The organism is Psychroflexus sediminis, assembly GCF_900099815.1.
Lineage (GTDB): Bacteria > Bacteroidota > Bacteroidia > Flavobacteriales > Flavobacteriaceae > Psychroflexus > Psychroflexus sediminis.
In genome coordinates this window covers 205632-224344 of sequence record NZ_FNCW01000006.1, presented here as the reverse complement: position 1 = coordinate 224344, position 18713 = coordinate 205632, and the positions used below count along the sequence as shown (strand labels likewise).

Below are 18713 nucleotides of genomic sequence, written 5' to 3'. Positions count from 1 at the left end.
TAAAGCAGAAGCTTTTAAAATCTTTTATATTTACCATCAAACTATATGAAACCATGAAACATTTGCTAAAAGCCAAAGTAAATGATCTCTATGAGTTTGAATTTGAACAAAAACAAATTCAAAACTTAGATGTTCAGAAAACCACTTCTGGAGCCCATCATTTGCTTGTGAACGATAAGTCGGTAACTTCAGAACTAGTCGATTCCGATTTTTTAAATAGAACATATACGGTTAAAATCAATTCCAATCTCTATCAGGTCCAGATATCAAATGAACTTGATGTTCTAATTAAAGACATGGGACTTTCCTTATCTGCCAACCAGGTCATCAATGAAATCAAAGCGCCAATGCCGGGGATGATTCTGGATGTGATGGTGGAAGTCGGTCAGGAAGTGAATGAAGGCGATAATTTGTTGGTTTTGGAAGCTATGAAGATGGAAAACACCATCATGGCACCAAGAGATGCGGTTATCAAATCCATCACTGTAGAAAAGGGAAAGACTGTCAGTAAAAATGAGGTTTTAATCGACATGGAATAAATCACGTTACAATGAAAAAAATATTAGTTGCAAACCGGGGAGAGATAGCCTTAAGAGTCATGAAAACCATCAAGCAAATGGGAATCAAAACCGTCGCTATTTTTTCCGAAGCAGACAGGAATGCCCCTCACGTCAGATTTGCTGATGAAGCGATTTGCGTAGGTCCGGCGCCTTCCAATCAGTCCTATTTATTAGGGGATAAAATTATTGAAATTGCCAAGTCTCACGATGTAGACGGCATTCATCCCGGATATGGATTTTTAAGTGAAAATGCGGACTTTGCTGAAAAAGTAGAGAAAAACGGCCTGACTTTTATAGGCCCAAAATCCCATGCCATTCGTATTATGGGAGATAAGCTTTCAGCCAAGGAAACTGTAAAAACCTATGATATCCCTATGGTTCCCGGCATAGATGAGGCCATTACAGATGCCCAAAAAGCCAAAGAAATCGCCAAAGAAATAGGGTATCCTATTCTTATCAAAGCCTCTGCCGGGGGTGGAGGAAAAGGCATGCGTGTCGTTGAAGCCGAAAACAAACTGGAAGAGCAAATGAAACGGGCGATCAGTGAAGCAGAATCTGCTTTTGGAAATGGTGCTGTTTTTATTGAAAAATATGTGGGCTCACCCAGGCATATCGAAATTCAGGTTTTGGCAGACACCCATGGCAATGTGCTGCACTTGTTCGAGCGTGAATGCTCGATTCAAAGAAGACACCAAAAGGTGGTCGAGGAAGCGCCTTCTACGATTCTAACCCCCGAGTTGAGGGAAAAGATGGGACAGGCCGCTATCGATGTGGCAAAATCCTGTGATTATGTAGGAGCTGGAACCGTTGAGTTTTTGATGGATGAAAATAAAAACTTTTACTTCCTGGAAATGAATACCCGGCTTCAGGTGGAACATCCTGTTACTGAACTTATTTCCGGTGTTGATTTAGTTGAACAGCAAATTCGAATTGCCAGGGGAGAGGTTCTGCAGATAGAGCAAAAGGATTTAAAAATTAACGGTCACGCTCTGGAATTACGAGTCTATGCCGAAGACCCAACCGATGATTTTCTTCCGAGTGTGGGAACCCTGGAGCGTTACAGGAAGCCAAGTGGTGAGGGAATACGCGTAGATGATGGATTTGAAGAAGGTATGGAAATTCCTATTTATTACGATCCCATGTTGTCCAAACTGATCACTTATGGAGCCAATCGTGAAGCGGCCCTGCAACTCATGCTGGAAGCTATTAAACTTTATGAAGTGAAAGGCGTTGCGACAACTTTACCGTTTGGAAAGTTTGTATTCAATCATGAAGCTTTTCGCTCTGGAAATTTTGATACGCATTTTGTCAAAAAATATTACACACCAGAAATTCTCGAAGAAGAAGTAAAGGAAGAAGCTTATTTAGCTGCATTGATGGCAATGAAGCAGTATCAGGACGATCAAAAAAAATTACGTTTACCGGAAGTTACATCAGAAACTAAAACCCATGAGTAAAAACATAAAAATACTTAGAGACAAACTCGACCAGGCCAAACTTGGCGGAGGGCAAAAACGAATCGATAAGCAACACGAAAAAAAGAAACTAACCGCTAGAGAACGGGTTAATTATCTTCTGGATGAAGGCTCTTTTGAAGAGATAGGAGCTCTGGTGACTCACAGAACCACAGATTTTGGCATGCAGGACCAAATTTATTATGGCGATGGAGTGGTTACGGGTTATGGTACGGTAAACAATAAATTGGTTTATGTGTATGCTCAGGATTTTACGGTCTTTGGTGGAGCACTGTCAGAAACCCATGCCGAAAAAATCTGTAAGGTGATGGATCATGCCCTTAAAGTTGGTGCGCCCATCATTGGACTCAACGATTCTGGTGGAGCAAGAATTCAGGAAGGTGTAAGATCGTTAGGTGGTTATGCTGATATTTTTTACAGAAATGTTCAGGCTTCAGGAGTCGTTCCTCAGATCTCGGCCATCATGGGACCATGTGCAGGAGGTGCTGTATATTCACCGGCTATGACCGATTTTACGTTTATGGTAGAAAACACCAGTTATATGTTTGTGACTGGTCCCAATGTTGTGAAAACAGTTACCAATGAAGAAGTGACTTCAGAAGAGCTTGGCGGAGCAAGCACGCATTCTACCAAGTCTGGTGTGACTCATTTTACTTCTGTAAATGATGTGGAGTGCTTAGAACACATCAAAATTTTACTGAGTTATATTCCACAGAACAATACCGAAACCGCTCAACATCTTCCTATGGATTTTGATGAAGAGCTTCGCGAAAACCTGGATTCACTCATTCCCGATAGTCCCAACAAACCTTATGATATGCATGAGGTGATTACGGGTATTATCGATGAAGATTCCTTTTTTGAAGTTCATAAAAATTATGCAGACAATATTATTGTAGGTTTCTCCAGAATAGGGGGAAGGAGTGTAGGTGTTGTGGCCAATCAGCCTATGAGTTTGGCTGGCGTTCTCGATGTGGATGCTTCTAAAAAAGCAGCCAGATTTGTAAGGTTTTGCGACGCGTTCAATATTCCACTACTTGTTTTGGTCGATGTTCCTGGATTTTTACCTGGTACAGACCAGGAATGGAATGGTATTATTTTACATGGTGCTAAACTGCTCTACGCCTTAAGTGAAGCTACAGTGCCACGAGTTACAGTTATTACAAGAAAAGCTTATGGAGGGGCCTATGATGTGATGAATTCCAAGCATATTGGCGCTGACCTTAATTTTGCATGGCCTACTGCTGAAATTGCAGTGATGGGTGCTAAAGGAGCCTCGGAAATTATTTTTAGAAAAGAAATTCAGGAAGCAGAAGATTCTGAATTGAAATTATCAGAAAAAGAGGCTGAGTATGCAGAAACCTTTGCCAATCCATTTAAAGCAGCACAAAGAGGCTTTATCGATGAAGTGATTATGCCAAGAGATACGCGTAGAAAACTGATCAAAGCTTTTGCCATGCTCGAAAACAAGGAGGTTCAGCGCCCCAAACGAAAACACGGGAATATTCCTTTATAGATTCAACAAAAAAACCTCAGAAATGAGGTTTTTTTTGTTGAATTGAATTTTTATAATCCCGCTCGTGCTTTATTCAAACTTAGAATTACATACGTTGAGGAACATCAATTCCAAGCACTTTGAAGCTTTTCTGAATGACTTCACCAACAAGCCTGGCGAGTTCTACTCTGAATTCAATTTGCTGAGGTTCATCTGCTCCCAGAATTGAAATATTTTGATAAAAGGAATTGAATTCTTTCACCAAGTCATAGACATAATTCGCTACAAGAGCCGGGCTATACTGCTCTGCTGCCTGTTGAATGATCTCTGGAAATTGATTTAATATCTTGATTAAAGCTTTCTCTTTGACATCAAATTCATAAGCGGATAAGTTCAAAGCTGCTTTATCCTGTTCAGCTTTTCTCAATATGGACTGAATTCTGGCGTAAGTATACTGTATAAAAGGTCCGGTATTCCCTTGAAAATCTACAGACTCCTTTGGATCAAACAAGATTCGCTTTTTGGGATCTACTTTCAGGATGTAATACTTTAAAGCTCCCAGACCTATCATTCTGTAGAGTTTAGTTCTCTCTTCCTCATCGTAGCCTTCCAGTTTGCCGAGTTCCTGGGAAATGGTTTTAGCTGTTGAAATCATTTCTTCGATTAAATCGTCAGCGTCTACGACATTTCCTTCCCTGCTTTTCATTTTACCGCTGGGTAAATCGACCATACCATAACTCAAGTGAAAGAGATGATCTGCCCATTCAAAACCTAACTTTTTCAGAATCAGAAATAAAACTTTGAAGTGGTAATCCTGTTCGTTTCCTACCGTGAAGACCATTTCGTCAATCTCATAATCTGAAACCCTTTGTATAGCAGTTCCGATATCCTGTGTCATATAAACGGCTGTGCCATCTGATCTTAAAACGATTTTTTCATCCAGACCTTCTTCAGATAAATCAATCCATACGCTGCCATCTTCTTTTTTAAAGAAAACACCACTCTCCAGTCCGGCATTGATGTGGTCTTTACCTAAAAGGTAAGTTTCACTTTCATAATAATTTTTATCGAAATCCACACCTAGATTATTATAGGTGATTTCAAAACCATCATAAACCCATTGGTTCATGGTTTTCCAGAGTTCAACGACCTCTGTATCTCCGGCTTCCCATTTTTTGAGCATGTTTTGGGCTTCAACAAAAATAGGCGCCTCTTTTTTGGCTTCTTCTACGATTTTACCCTCTTGCACCAGTTCTTCGATTTCAGCTTTGTAAGCTTTATCAAATTCAACATAATACTTCCCAACTAAATGATCTCCTTTGACACCCGATGTTTTTGGTGTTTCGCCATCACCAAATTTTTGCCAGGCGACCATACTTTTACAAATATGAATACCCCGATCATTGATAATTTGAGTTTTATAAACTTGTTTTCCGGCTGCTTTTTGAATTTCAGCCACAGAAAATCCAAGGAGATTATTTCTGACATGGCCTAAGTGTAAAGGCTTGTTGGTGTTTGGGGAAGAATATTCTACCATCACCTTTTGGCTTTCAGTTGTAGCGGCTTTAAAACCGAAATTTTCGTCTTCACGCATGTTTTCAATCAGGTTTGAAAAGTAAGATTCAGCCAGTGATAAATTCAGAAATCCTTTGACCACATTGAATTTTGAAATTTCATCAGACGATTTTATAAGATATTCGCCAATTTGTTCACCCAATTGAACAGGATTGGTTTTGATGTATTTCAAAAGTGGAAAAACCACAAGCGTGAGGTCTCCTTCAAATTCTTTCCTAGTGAGCTGAAATTCAAAGGATTCAACATCTACCTGATGTGTTTCTTTTAAATAATTTGTTATGTGCTTAGAAAGTTTTGTTTCTAGGGTCATGGTAATTGTGTTTCAGTTGCAAAGATAATCTAAAAATTAGAGGGTATTCCCAGAAGAGCGGCTGGAATTAAGTATATTTCAAAGAAAAAATGCTTTTAAACGTATCTTACAATCGACCCAAAATAAAACAGCAGATCAACGAGGAAGTTGGCAAGCCGTTTACATTTATGGAACGCATCAAACTGGGTGGTATAGGATCTGGAAAGTTGAATATTCATTCGTCGAGTATTCAAATCTATAATCTCCTAATCTTAGATAATAATTTGAATATTTGTGGTGTCGAGATGAGACCCAAAGGAATCATCGTCACTTTTCGTTCTTTATTAGAAACCTATGCCCTGGTCATCCCTTACTATAAACTTAAATTATATAAGGGACAAGCTAAGGTTTATTCTATTTATATAGATAATTATTTCGTTAAGGTCGAAGCGAAGGATAAACGGAATCATGAATTTTTAAAAAAAATCTTAAAATATAAATCGGATCATTTTTCCAGCGATTTTGAAAATTACTAACCTATGAAAATACTTCTTACAGGTGCCAACGGATATATAGGGATGCGGGTTTTGCCCATGCTTTTGGATGAAGGTCATGAAGTGGTTTGTGCTGTAAGAAGCGCAGATCGACTCTCTGTCGATAAAGAAACCAAAGCGAAAATAGAAATAATTGAAGTGGACCTGCTGGATGAGGTGAAACCAAACCTTTTTCCAAAAGATATTGACGCTGCTTATTATCTCGTTCATTCTATGACGAGTTCGATGTCCAATTTTTCAAAAAAAGAGCAAACCACTGCAGAGAATTTTAATGCTTACATGAAAGACACCAATGTTGAGCAAGTGATTTTTCTGAGTGGTATCGTCAATGAAGACAATCTTTCGGAACACCTTGAATCTCGAAAAAACGTGGAGTCTATTCTTTATAAAGGAGATTATAATCTGACGGTGGTGAGAGCTGGAATAATCGTAGGTTCCGGAAGTGCCTCCTTTGAGATCCTTAGGGATTTATGTGAGAAATTACCCATTATGATCACCCCGAAGTGGGTAAACACCAAGTGCCAGCCGATTGGAATTCGTGACGTTTTGAAATTCCTTACCGGTGTTTTGGGCAAACAGGAAACCTATAACGATTCGTTTGATATCGGAGGCCCTGATGTGCTTACCTATAAGGAGATGATGAAGAAATATGCAAAAGTCAGAGACTTGAATCTTACGATTATCAATGTACCGGTGATGACTCCCAAACTCTCTTCTTACTGGTTATATTTTGTGACTTCCACATCTTATAAACTGGCGTCGAATCTTGTGGATAGCATGCGGGTCAATGTGGTTGCAAAAGATCACCGACTTCAGGATATACTCAATATAGAGCCTCACACTTATGAAGAAGCTATCCAGATGGCTTTTGTGAAAATTGAGCAAAACCAAGTCATTTCCAGCTGGAAAGATTCAAAAGTAAGCAGTCGTTATTCTCAGAAAGATTTAAATAAATATATAAAAGTGCCTAAATATGGGTGTTTACATGATCGGCAATCTATGAAAGCTGAGGATCCTGAAAAGGCTTTGGAAAAAATATGGGCGATTGGTGGAAAAACGGGTTGGTATTATGCCGACACGCTTTGGAAGATGAGAGGTTATATGGACAAACTCTTTGGAGGAGTTGGCTTGAGAAGAGGAAGAACGAACTCAGATAAAATCAATATTGGTGATTCTCTGGATTTCTGGAGAGTGCTCATGGCAGACAGAGAAGAACGAAGGCTGCTTTTATTTGCAGAAATGAAAATTCCGGGGGAAGCCTGGTTAGAATTTTATATAGACGATGATGATATTGTTCATCAAAACGCCACGTTTAGACCTAGAGGATTGAAAGGAAGATTGTACTGGTACTCTATGCTACCTTTTCACTATTTTATATTCAACGGTATGCTTACACAAATCTGTAAATCCGAAACTATCTAATGGATAAGACTTCATCATCTGTGGTTAAGCTAAAGACACCAAAACCTTGAGAATCCAGTCGAATAGTCTGTTCTGAAGCTGTATTTTTAAGGGTGATGTTATTGAAAACAACAGTGATATCAAAGCGTCTGGAAACTCTATTATCTCTAAAATAATCTACCACTAAAGATTCTGAAACTGTAGCATCCAAATAATTTGGAATCCCATCCTGATCGGTATCATCATTTCTTGGATTTAAATCTGTTTGAGATGGAGGAGTACCATTATCTAAGGCATTCAGATCTTCATAGCGGGTGATCACCCCGTCACCATCGTCATCTGCATCCAGATAGTTGGGGATTCCGTCTCCGTCGGTGTCAGCGTTTATTTCATTGGCAGCGGCGGCATTAAGTTCTGAAATGGTAGGAATATTGTCATTGTCATCATCGATGTCCAGGAAATTTGGAATCCCATCTTCATCTGTATCCAAATTAAAAACAGTTCCGGTAAAATTTCCGCTTTCGTCTACCTGTCTTTCCTCTATATCGGGTATTCCGTCTCCATCTGTATCTACTTCGGGACCAGATACTCTTGTAATGGTAAATTCTACACTCCCGCCCGAAGTGCTTTCGTATTCTTCTAAAACATTGGGCTGGCTGGGTGGAATATCCACACAGAAATACTCGTCGCTATTCACATTGGCATCCAGTCTTCTGAAATTGACTAGGTTTGAATTATTGATAGGAACTGAAATATTATCTGGATTTATAACATCTATGATATTTTCAAGGATATCTTGTTGAAAAGTAAAAGCAATTGCTTCATTCGACTCAGTAACGATGTGTAGCACTTTTCTGTTATTATCAAACTCACAAAGATTTAAACTGGATTCTTCATTGAAATTAAAATCGCTTACAATGATATCTCCATCATCACAAGCTATGAGAGCAAGTAGACTGATAGAAAGTACAACTAGTTTTTTCATTTTCTTAAATCTGAGGTCAAATATAAGATACTAAAGAGATTCCATTAAAATTTAAATTAATTTTGTATAATAATTTTAAGTCATGGAAACAGTTTACTTAGATAATGCCGCAACTACTCAGATAGATGATGAAGTGATTTCAGCGATGCATGAAAGTATGCGATCAAATTTTGGAAATCCTTCTTCTATACATGCCTTTGGCAGAAAAGCCAAGGCGGCAGTTGAGACAGCGAGGAAATCGATAGCCTCTTTACTCAATATCTCTTCGTCTAATATCGTCTTTACCTCTGGTGGGACCGAAGCCGATAATATGGCTATTTCCTGCGCGGTGAGAGACCTTGGAGTGACAAAGATTATTTCCTCCAGAATAGAGCATCACGCTGTCTTAAATTGTGTTGAGTTTTTGGATGCTGAACAAAAAATTGATCTTCAATTTGTAAATTTAGATCAGGATGGTTCTGTGGATTTAGCGCATTTGGAACAGCTTTTATCTGAAAATCCTGATGCTAAAACCCTTGTTTCTTTAATGCATATCAATAATGAAATCGGAAATATCCTGGATATAAAAGCCGTTGGTGAGTTATGTCAGAAACATAAAGCTTATTTCCATAGCGATACTGTTCAGTCCGTAGGTCATTATGAAATGAATCTTTCAGATTTACCTGTTGATTTCATCGCAGTAAGTGCTCATAAATTTCATGGGCCCAAAGGTGTTGGTTTTTTATACGTAAAGAGCAGAAACCATCTTAAGCCATTAATTCACGGAGGGTCTCAGGAGCGTGAGCTTAGAGCAGGAACTGAAAGTGTTCATAATATTGTGGGTTTACAAAAAGCCTTAGAACTGGCTTATACCAATCTAAAAGAAGAATCGGAGTACATCAAATCCTTAAAGGAATACTTCATCAGTTCATTGAAATCCAAAATTCCGGGTATAAGATTCAACGGCCTTTCTGGAGATTTAGACAAAAGCACTTATACCTTAGTAAATGTGAGTATCCCGCTTTCTGCTTCAGAGTCTGATATGATGTTGTTTCAACTGGATCTTAAAGGAATTGCCTGTTCTAAAGGTAGTGCATGTCAAAGTGGTGCTCAGCTGGGTTCTTTTGTTTTAAACGAAGTTTACGGGGAAAAGTTAGATTATCCGGGTATTCGGTTCTCATTTTCAAAATTCACGACCAAAAAAGAATTGGATTATGTCATTTTTGTTTTGAAAGGCTTAGCCGTTTCACAAACGAACTGAAAGTTTTACATTGAAAACTCTGGGACTTAAAAAATTAGGAATGGCATATTGATTTCGAGTAGAAACGTCTCTCACAAAAGTGTTGGTGATGGAATTGAGCCTGTCAAACATGTTGAAAACTTCAAAACCCACATCCACACTTTCAAAATTAGCAAGCCAGTGATTTTTGCTGAAATTGTCACCGGGCTCTTTTAAGGCGTAGAAAAAACCTACATCTACCCGTTGGTAATCCGGTAATCTGGTTTGAAAATCATAAGGATCTTCAAATTGAGGGGAGCCTCCCGGTAAGCCGGTATTATAAACTAAATTGAGGTATAATTTCAGTTTTGGAATATTAGGAATGTAATCTTGAAATAAAGCGGCAAATTTCAGTCGCTGGTCTGTAGGTCTTGAAATATATTCTCGATTACCTTGCCGCTCCTCAGTTTTCAAATAGCCAAAACTGAACCAGCTTTCTGTTCCTGGAACAAATTGACCATTGAGCCTCATATCCAAGCCATAGGCATAAGCTTCTGCATCATTTCTGGCACGATACCGAATTCTTACATTTTCTATGGTATAGGGATTCACGTCGTCTAATTTTTTATAATAAGCTTCAGTAATGAGTTTGAAAGGTCTATTCCAAATCATGAAACTGTAATCGTTCCCAGCTACAATATGAAAGGACTTTTGAGCTTTTACAGTAGGTCGAACAGTTCCTGTAGAATCTCTAAGCGCTCTGTAAAAAGGAGGCTGATGATAAAATCCTCCGGAGAGTCGAAATAGCATATCCTTGTCCCAATTTGGTTTCAAAGAGATTTGAGCCCGTGGACTCCAGATTTGTTGTGTATTGGAGTTGATATTTTTACCGGAGACTCTCCAGGCTTGAGTTCTGAGTCCGGCATTCATCCATAATTTAGAATTTCCTACACGCGTTCTGTAGCTCCATTGCAGGAAAGCAGTAATTCTATCAATTTTTGTAGAATTAAGTGCCCGAATACTTTGATAGGCTACCAGAGGGGCCTCAAATGCTTCATAAGGCTGATCGTTAGCAAAATCGGGAAGAGGAGGACGGATACTAAAACCAGCAGAATCAATGACTTCATACTCTTGCAAACGATCTCTTATGTCTTCATGGATAAAATTTGCGCCGTATTCTAAATGGTGTTCATCGATCTGATAGCTTGCTAAATGTTGAAAATTAAAAATCAGTGCATCTAGATTATTTCTGGCATGTGTAAATTGTGAGCCAGCCCCCTCAGTAAATTCTACTTCACCAAGATTTCCGTCACCAAAATCTGTACTGACACTTCCTAATCTATAGTTGGCAAGTATATCGAAATATTCCTGTTCTTTGGTATGGTAAGCAGAGGCTATAAGCTTTGCCGTGTAGTTATCAGTTGGTTTATAGGTTGCTTTAAAAGCTCCAAAATAAGTTTCGTACCTGTCTTCTTCTTCACCTTCATAAAAAACTAATAAAGCCTTAGGTTCGCTTAAGGTTCCAAAATTGGTTTGTCTAGTTATCGGTTCATAACTGTAGCTATTGATGGCAATATTTCCAAGAAAACTCAATTCAAATTTTGAGTTGAATTGGTAAGTCAAAAAGGTTTGAACGTCTGCAAACCTGGGCTTAAAATTAGCTTCAACATCTTTGGCATTGACAAAAAGTGAATTGTCTCTATATCTCAATCCAAGTATAGCAGATAGTTTTTTATCTTTGGAAATTCCTTCTACTGAAGCACTTCCGCCGAGAAAACTAGCTTCAAAACTCCCTCCAAAACTCACAGGTCTTCTGTATTCAATATCCAAAACCGAAGACATTTTATCACCATACCTTGCTTTGAAGCCTCCTGCAGAAAACTCAACATTTCTAACCAAATCTGTATTCACAAAACTCAAGCCTTCCTGCTGCCCACTTCGTATTAAAAAGGGTCTGTAAATTTGAATATCATTGACATAAACCAGGTTCTCATCATAATTCCCACCTCTCACAGAGTACTGCGTGCTTAGTTCATTGTTCGAATTTACCCCGGGTAAAGTTTTAAGAAGATTTTCTACACCAGCATTTGCACCAGGGATTTTACGGACAGTTTCCGGCGAAAGGGTAGTAACCCCTTCAATCCTAGCTCTTTCTTCATTTTGTAAAAATACTTCACCAATTTGTTCAACATTGGTGTTTAAAACAAAATTGAGTTCTTCTACTTGATTGGGTTTTAAATTCAGCTTGAGTGTTATGGGTTTAAAACCAACATAAGAGATTTTTAATTCTACTGTTTGGTTTGCGGGTATGCTAAGTCTGTAAAACCCGTTTGAATTGGAGACTGTCCCGGTAGATGGCGAACTAATATTCGCAAAAGGAATAGGGGTATTGTCTTCGTCGAAAATAATTCCCTGGACATTTGCCGTTTGAGAGAAAACTCCAATAGAGCAAAAAGCGAAAAGGAATAAGAAAAGATATTTCAAGCTTTTTGGAATTAGTTTTTTCTGAAAAATTCTGCCTCAAATATAGCAGTATTTCCCACCTTATCTGTAACAACGACTTTTAATTCATTTTTAGTATCAGAAATCTTCCCGTCGTTAAAATCATAGACGAGTGTTTTGGTTTTGTAATCGTATTCCATCAGGATAAATTCACCGTTGACAGTTGCTCTGTAACTATCGATTCCTGTGTCTTCATCGTCAATTTCCAGTTTTAAAAACCTGAAATTAGAAACCCACTGCTTGTCTCTGAAGTTTTTAGGCTTTATGCTTGGTGCTTTGGTATCTTCAAACAGCTGATAAGTTCCAAATTCATTCACCTTTGTGGTTAGCCTGTCTTTCTTTTTGTAAGTGCTTACATAATACTTGCTGCCCCAGGGGGTGACCGAAGCTATATAAAACTTGGATTGATCTTCCAGGGAATATTGGCTAACGTCGAAACCCAGTGTGATTGATTTATGGAGTGGAGTGCCGGGCTCGTGTAATTTCACGCTCAAGCCTTGTATATCGATATCCAGAAATCGATCTTCATAAAGCGCATCTTTTGGAATATAAATATCGATTTTGCCTTCTTCAAAAACAGAAGCAGACTTGGCTTTTGCATAATATTCGGTTTCCTTTATACTCTTCTGAATCAGATTCTCCTTAAAATCAGTAGTAAGAGGAACTAAAATGGATTGAGTGTTTCCCATAAAGTCCGAAACTATAATTTCAAAACTTTGATCAAGATTGTCTTTTTGAATGCTTATGATGCCATTGTCATAGACATCTTTATAGAGACTTAAAGGATTGTTGGGCTCCAAGAAAAGTTTCTGAATTCTTCGTTTTTCAGTGGTATAATATTCAAAATCGATGAGGCGATTGATATAGCGGGATTCGTAAAACGAAAATTTGTCGAATGTAGTTTTAAAAATAGGTTTACCATTCAGTTTTGTGACTATGGAATAGACCCCGTTTTTATTGTAAGTTAAGTCTAAAATATCGTATGTATCTATCCCAAAACCGATAGTTCCAAAGGCTTTTAGGGATTCAGTTCTATAACTCCCATCATTCCGCTGTATTAGTTTGAGCTGAACCCGCTCCGTCATTCCATCGACATGAGAAAGTGGACCAAGGGGGTAAGCATGAAGGGCGAATATTTGAGGTTTTTTTGAATCTTTCACTTCCTTAAAGCCGAATAAAAAAGGATTCATTGGCTTAGACTTATAATCACGAATTTCGAAATGCAAATGCGGTCCTCCACTCGAACCGGAATTCCCGCTGTATCCAATAATTTCACCTTGTTTAACTTTTAGGTCTGAAGCCGAAGGAAACAACTCTATTTCATAAGATTCTTTTTGATATTGCGCCTTTTTAACTAAGGCTTCAATTTCTGGTGAAAAGTTATTTAGATGCGCATAAACACTCTGGTAACCATTAGGATGGTAGATATAAAGTGCTTTGCCATAACCACCATGCTGAATTTTGATTCTGCCGACATAGCCTTCTGCTGAGGCTAAAACAGCTAGGCCTGTGACACCTTTTGTTTTGATATCCATACCCGCATGGAAATGATTGGACCTTAGTTCCCCAAAAGTACCGGAGAGTAATAAAGGTATATCTAGAGGTTTTTCAAAATAATTTTTTGGAATATCATTTTGCGCATAGGTTAGAGTGTAGCAAAGTGTCATGATAAAAACTAAAAAATTAAGACGCATATAATGGAAAATTTTAAACAAAATGAATTAAATATTTAATCGTTGCCGTTTAGCTTCAAAAATAAGAATTGCAGCAGAGACAGACACATTGAGTGAGTCTACTTTGCCTTCCATGGGGATTTTTACAATTTTATGAGCTTCAGCTCTCCAGGTTTCAGATAAGCCTTCATGTTCTGTGCCTAGAACTATGGCTGTTGACTCTTTAAAGCTTTCATCGAGATACGAACTGGAATCTTGAAGTGCAGCTGCAAAAATCTGAATATTATTTTTTTTAAGGTAATCAATTATTTCTGAAGTTGTTCCCGTTGCGATAGTATTTGTAAAAATAGTTCCTACACTGGAACGAATAATATTAGGGTTAAAAAGGTCTGTTCTGGGATTAGCAATGATTACAGCATCCAGACATGCGGCATCACAAGTTCTTAACAAGGCGCCTATATTTCCAGGTTTTTCAGGAGCTTCCGCTACTAAAATTAAAGGAGATTTAGTGTCAAATTTTAATTTTTCGAGAGTGAGTTCTGGTGAAGATGCAATCGCCATAATTCCTCCAGTTGAAGATCGGTAAGCAATTTTGTCAAACACGGTTTTGGAAACCTCTAAAACTTCACTATCTAAATTTTCCAGAGAAATCTCGTTGTCAAAAATATCAAGACAAACCAAAACTTGCTTTAAGGTGTAGTTAGCTTCAATGGCAAAACGGAGTTCTTGAGCACCCTCAATGATAAATTCATTATGCTTTTTTCTTAGTTTAGATTTTTTTTGAAGTAGAAGCAAATGCTTGATGAGCGGATTGTTATTGCTTGAAATGTATTTCCTCATAATTAAAAGCTAAAAAAGCTTCTGAAAATTGACTTTCAGAAGCTTTAAATATTTATAAAACCATCATATTATAAATGGATTACTTCGTCATAAGCAGCGGCTGTTGCTTCCATTACAGCCTCACTCATAGTGGGATGTGGGTGAACAGCTTTTAAAACTTCATGGCCAGTAGTTTCCAGTTTTCTGCCTAAAACAGCTTCAGCAATCATATCGGTAACTCCGGCACCAATCATATGACAACCTAACCATTCTCCGTATTTGGCGTCAAAAATAACTTTAACAAAACCATCTTTAGCACCAGAAGCACTTGCTTTTCCAGAAGCTGAGAATGGGAATTTTCCAACTTTTATCTCATATCCTGCTTCTTTTGCCTGCTTTTCTGTCATACCAACACTAGCGATTTCTGGACTAGAATATGTACAGCCTGGAATATTGCTATAATCTAAGGCTTCAACCTTTTCCCCTGCAATTTTTTCTACACAAATAATACCTTCTGCAGAAGCAACATGAGCGAGCGCTGGACCAGGAGTTACATCTCCAATGGCATAATACCCCGGAACATTGGTTTGGTAAAAATCGTTTACAGTAATTTTATCTTTATCGGTTTTGATCCCAACATCTTCCAAGCCAATGTTTTCAATATGCGTTTTGATTCCAACGGCAGATAAAACAATATCAGCTTCGAGAGTTTCTTCCCCTTTTTTGGTCTTAACCTTCGCTTTTACCTTTTTACCGGAAGTATCTACACTTTCTACTGAAGAATTGGTCATGACTTTGATACCTTTCTTCTTGTATATTTTTTCAAACTGTTTGGAAACTTCTTCGTCTTCCAGGGGAACAATATTTGGTAAATATTCTACCAAAGTGACTTTGGTTCCCATATCATTATAAAAACTGGCAAACTCTGAGCCTATGGCGCCAGATCCAACAACAATCATAGATTCCGGCTGCTTGTCCAAGGTCATAGCTTTTCTATAGCCTATCACTTTCTTACCATCCTGGGGTAAATTTGGCAATTCTCTGGAATGCGCTCCAGTGGCAATGATTATATGATCTGCTTCGTATTCGGTGGTTTTATCTTTATCATCTTTTACTGAAACTTTCTTTCCTTTTTTGAGCGTTCCATGGCCCATGATGACATCAATCTTGTTTTTTTTCATCAGGAACTGAACCCCCTTACTCATTCCTTCAGCAATATCTCTACTGCGTTTGACGACTTTAGTAAAATCTTTATCTGGATTATCAACTTTAAGACCGTAATCTTCAGCATGGTTTAAATATTGAAAAACCTGTGCACTTTTTAGTAAAGCTTTTGTAGGAATACATCCCCAGTTAAGGCAAACACCACCCAAGCTTTCTTTTTCAATAACGGCTGTTTTAAGACCAAGCTGAGATGCTCGGATCGCCGTAACATACCCGCCTGGACCACTTCCTAAAACTATAACATCATATTTACTCATAATATTTTTTTTGCTAAGATTTCTAAAAGCGCTAAATTAAGAATAATCCACAAATTCTGCACTTAAAACATCAGTCTTATTTATAGTACCAACGCCAAAACTATCCCAAAAACAATAATTCCAAATTTGTAAATATTGAATTTGTGATCTTTAGAAGATTCAAATAAAATGGTGGTCGACACGTGTAAAAAAATACCGATAACTATGGCGTCCAGGTAAATGCTGATTTCATCGAGTAAACTGGTGTTGTTCTGGACAAAACTTCCCAGAGGCGTCATCAATGCAAACAGGATAAGAAAGACAGCAATTTTGAGTTTAGACAAGTTGGTGTTGAACAAAAATGAGGCTATAATAATGGCGATAGGAACTTTATGGACAATGACGGCATATAGCAAATGCGCGTTGCCATGAAGAGGAATGCCTTCCAAAAAGGCGTGGATCGATAAACTGATAAAGAGTACAAAGGGAAAGCTTTTCTTTTCTTTTGAAAGATGGAAATGCCCGTGTTCTGCACCGCCTGACAAATATTCTAAAATGATTTGAAGCAAAATACCACCTAAAATAAAAACTCCAATTGAACTGACCCCAGAATTATAGATATCGGGTAGAAACTCTAAAACAGTAACCGATAATAAAAACGATCCGCTGAAGGCAAGTAACAGGTTGATTGTTGTTGATTTCCGATGTAGGAAATATGAGATTCCAAAACCTATAAGCACTGCAAGTATGGGTAAAAGTAAATTCATAGGATTGGTTTAATTCTATTTTGAAAACTTAAATCTGGTTCTCAAAAATAAAGGTGCAAAATTAATGTATTTTTGCACTCCAAAATATCTTCTTTATGGAAAATAATTTCAAAATGATTGCGAAGTGTCTTTATGAATTTGAAGACGAACTCGCTAAAGAACTGAGGGAACTTGGAGCTATGGACATCCATAAAGGGGTAAGACACGTCTCCTTTGTCGGGGATCTTGGATTTATGTATAAAGCCAATCTTAGTTTGAGAACAGCAATTAGCATTCTAAAACCCATTTTCAGTTTTAAAATCCGTAATGAAGATGATTTTTATAATAAAATCAATGCCTTTGCCTGGGAAAATCTGATTGATAAAAACGGAACTTTTGCGGTAGAGTCTACTGTGAACTCTGAAATTTTCACCCATTCCAGATATGTTGTTTTTAGAACTAAAGATGCTATTGTAGACAGGTTTAGAGATAAATTTGAGACCAGACCCAATATCGATACCGACAGACCAGACTGCCAGGTGAGTGTTCATATCGACAGGGAAAACTGCGAAATCAGTTTAAACACTTCGGGGGAGCCGCTTTTCAAAAGAGGTTATAAAACGGCGACCAATATTGCTCCAATCAATGAAGTTTTAGCGGCTGGACTGCTTTTGAAATCTGGTTGGTCTGGACAATGCGATTTTCTGGACCCAATGTGTGGCAGTGGAACTTTGCTTATTGAAGCGGCGATGATCGCCTGCAATATTCCACCCAACATAAATCGTGAGCATTTCGCCTTTCAGAAATGGGAAGATTTTGATGAAAACCTGTTTCAGATTATCAAAGACTCAACTTTAAAGAAAGTAAGATCTTTTGACTTCGATATTAAGGGTTACGATAAGGCCCCTTCAGCTATTGAAAAAGCTACTCAAAACATAGAAAATGCAAATCTTTCTGATTTCATCAAGGTGGAGCGTCAGGATTTTTTCGAATCCTTTAAAACTTCAGAGCGTCATTTGCATATGGTGTTCAATCCTCCGTATGGTGTGAGATTGGATGTGGATATTCCTGAATTTTATTCTAAAATTGGAGATACGTTAAAGCGAAATTATCCAGGCACATCTGCTTGGTTTATTGTCGCAGATCTTGAGGCTATAAAACATGTCGGTCTCAGGCCTTCACGAAAAATCAAATTATTTAATGCAAAATTAGAATCCAGATTATTGAATTATCAAATCTATGAAGGTTCCAAAAAAGCAGCAAAGCAGTAGGCTAATTTCTAACTGCTTGTCTTTTTGTTTTTGTATGCAGAGGAATGAGATAGCTTATTGAATAACCCCATCCTGCGCCGATACTCGAATAGTCGAAAGTTCTATGGAACCCGGGAACATATAAATTATCGAAGTTTGGTATAGTTGAAGAACTAAGCATAGTTTTTAGTTGTAGATGAGCACCGAGATAAAAATTACCAAATATATTTACCCTGATCCCGGCCTGTAGCTCTATCCAGCTTGCCGTAAGGTTGCTGAAAGTTCTATCAACATCTCTTATGTCTGGTTGAAAGTAGTTATCTGTAGTATAAATTCTATAACTTTTTAAATTTTGAGAATAGGTGGCAAAACCATAACGCATACCAACATATATCAAATTTTGCATTCCTATCCAGTTATCGTATAAATTATAATTGGCCCCCAGTTTAATATAACTGCCATCTGTCTCGTTAAAAATATTCTCCTCGTTGTAGACCGATTTTTCGTTTCCGAGTTCACCAGCAAGATAAAGGTCTTCAGAAAATCTATAGTCAGCACCAATTTCAATCCCCTGGTACCCGGTTTCCCATAAGCTTTTTCCAATTCTGCTGAGATCCAAACTCACTGTAAGCCCATACTTATCTTTAAAAAAGATAGAATCGGTGATTTGTTCGTATTCTACATCTGTTTTATCCTGTGCGATAGATTCACTAGAAAAAAGCATCAAAAAA

General features: G+C 37.9%; 15 protein-coding genes. 7 read left to right on the top strand and 8 right to left on the bottom strand.

Annotated features, from left to right (window positions below; translation table 11 throughout):
• Positions 1 to 53 precede the first annotated feature (53 nt).
• Genes BLP81_RS07845 through BLP81_RS07835 form a run of 3 tightly spaced genes read left to right on the top strand, consistent with a single transcriptional unit; the run spans position 54 to position 3551 of the window.
• The gene (locus tag BLP81_RS07845; protein ID WP_093367934.1) at positions 54 to 539 is read left to right on the top strand and encodes an acyl-CoA carboxylase biotin carboxyl carrier protein subunit; all 486 of its coding nucleotides are present in this window, start codon (positions 54 to 56) and stop codon (positions 537 to 539) included.
• Positions 540 to 550: 11 nt separating this feature from the next.
• Positions 551 to 2017 carry an acetyl-CoA carboxylase biotin carboxylase subunit gene (gene accC, locus BLP81_RS07840; RefSeq protein WP_093367897.1) on the top strand — a complete coding sequence of 489 codons (1467 nt, stop codon included), beginning with the start codon at positions 551 to 553 and terminating at the stop codon, positions 2015 to 2017.
• Positions 2010 to 3551 carry an acyl-CoA carboxylase subunit beta gene (locus BLP81_RS07835; protein ID WP_093367896.1) on the top strand — a complete coding sequence of 514 codons (1542 nt, stop codon included), beginning with the start codon at positions 2010 to 2012 and terminating at the stop codon, positions 3549 to 3551. The genes accC and BLP81_RS07835 overlap by 8 nt, the downstream gene beginning before the upstream one ends.
• An 85-nt stretch (positions 3552 to 3636) precedes the next feature.
• Here BLP81_RS07835 and argS read toward each other — a convergent pair whose 3' ends face one another.
• On the bottom strand, positions 3637 to 5415 hold the full coding sequence (gene argS / locus BLP81_RS07830; RefSeq protein ID WP_093367895.1) for an arginine--tRNA ligase: 1779 nt from the start codon (positions 5413 to 5415) through the stop codon (positions 3637 to 3639).
• Between the two features lie 89 nt (positions 5416 to 5504).
• Here argS and BLP81_RS07825 point away from each other — a divergent pair, with 89 nt between their 5' ends.
• Positions 5505 to 5930, top strand: coding sequence for a hypothetical protein (locus tag BLP81_RS07825; protein WP_093367894.1), 426 nt, complete (start codon positions 5505 to 5507; stop codon positions 5928 to 5930).
• A gap of 3 nt (positions 5931 to 5933) precedes the next feature.
• Complete coding sequence (locus tag BLP81_RS07820; protein WP_093367893.1) at positions 5934 to 7370, top strand: SDR family oxidoreductase; 1437 nt, start codon at positions 5934 to 5936, stop codon at positions 7368 to 7370.
• Here BLP81_RS07820 and BLP81_RS07815 read toward each other — a convergent pair.
• The gene (locus tag BLP81_RS07815) at positions 7363 to 8334 is read right to left on the bottom strand and encodes a hypothetical protein (RefSeq protein WP_093367892.1); all 972 of its coding nucleotides are present in this window, start codon (positions 8332 to 8334) and stop codon (positions 7363 to 7365) included. The genes BLP81_RS07820 and BLP81_RS07815 overlap by 8 nt on opposite strands.
• 82 nt (positions 8335 to 8416) lie before the next feature.
• Here BLP81_RS07815 and BLP81_RS07810 point away from each other — a divergent pair, with 82 nt between their 5' ends.
• The gene (locus tag BLP81_RS07810) at positions 8417 to 9574 is read left to right on the top strand and encodes a cysteine desulfurase family protein (protein WP_093367891.1); all 1158 of its coding nucleotides are present in this window, start codon (positions 8417 to 8419) and stop codon (positions 9572 to 9574) included.
• Here the strand turns inward: BLP81_RS07810 and BLP81_RS07805 are convergent.
• The 5 genes from BLP81_RS07805 to BLP81_RS07785 all read right to left on the bottom strand — a co-directional run bounded on the left by BLP81_RS07805 (position 9560) and on the right by BLP81_RS07785 (position 16753).
• Entirely contained in the window at positions 9560 to 12016 is a 2457-nt protein-coding gene (locus BLP81_RS07805) for a TonB-dependent receptor (protein WP_093367890.1), read from the bottom strand. The genes BLP81_RS07810 and BLP81_RS07805 overlap by 15 nt on opposite strands.
• An 11-nt stretch (positions 12017 to 12027) precedes the next feature.
• Positions 12028 to 13728, bottom strand: a complete 1701-nt coding sequence (locus BLP81_RS07800; RefSeq protein ID WP_093367889.1) for a M23 family metallopeptidase — start codon at positions 13726 to 13728, stop codon at positions 12028 to 12030.
• Between the two features lie 27 nt (positions 13729 to 13755).
• Entirely contained in the window at positions 13756 to 14547 is a 792-nt protein-coding gene (locus tag BLP81_RS07795; protein ID WP_093367888.1) for a TrmH family RNA methyltransferase, read from the bottom strand.
• A 68-nt stretch (positions 14548 to 14615) separates the two neighbouring features.
• Complete coding sequence (lpdA, locus tag BLP81_RS07790) at positions 14616 to 16007, bottom strand: dihydrolipoyl dehydrogenase (protein ID WP_093367887.1); 1392 nt, start codon at positions 16005 to 16007, stop codon at positions 14616 to 14618.
• 80 nt (positions 16008 to 16087) lie between these two features.
• Positions 16088 to 16753: a ZIP family metal transporter gene (locus tag BLP81_RS07785; protein WP_093367886.1), complete on the bottom strand. Its 666-nt coding sequence runs from the start codon at positions 16751 to 16753 to the stop codon at positions 16088 to 16090.
• A gap of 95 nt (positions 16754 to 16848) precedes the next feature.
• On the opposite strand from BLP81_RS07785, the gene BLP81_RS07780 reads away from it, so the two are divergent.
• On the top strand, positions 16849 to 18003 hold the full coding sequence (locus BLP81_RS07780; protein ID WP_093367885.1) for a THUMP domain-containing class I SAM-dependent RNA methyltransferase: 1155 nt from the start codon (positions 16849 to 16851) through the stop codon (positions 18001 to 18003).
• Position 18004: 1 nt separating this feature from the next.
• Here BLP81_RS07780 and BLP81_RS07775 read toward each other — a convergent pair whose 3' ends face one another.
• Positions 18005 to 18706: a DUF6048 family protein gene (locus BLP81_RS07775; protein ID WP_245686431.1), complete on the bottom strand. Its 702-nt coding sequence runs from the start codon at positions 18704 to 18706 to the stop codon at positions 18005 to 18007.
• Positions 18707 to 18713 lie beyond the last annotated feature (7 nt).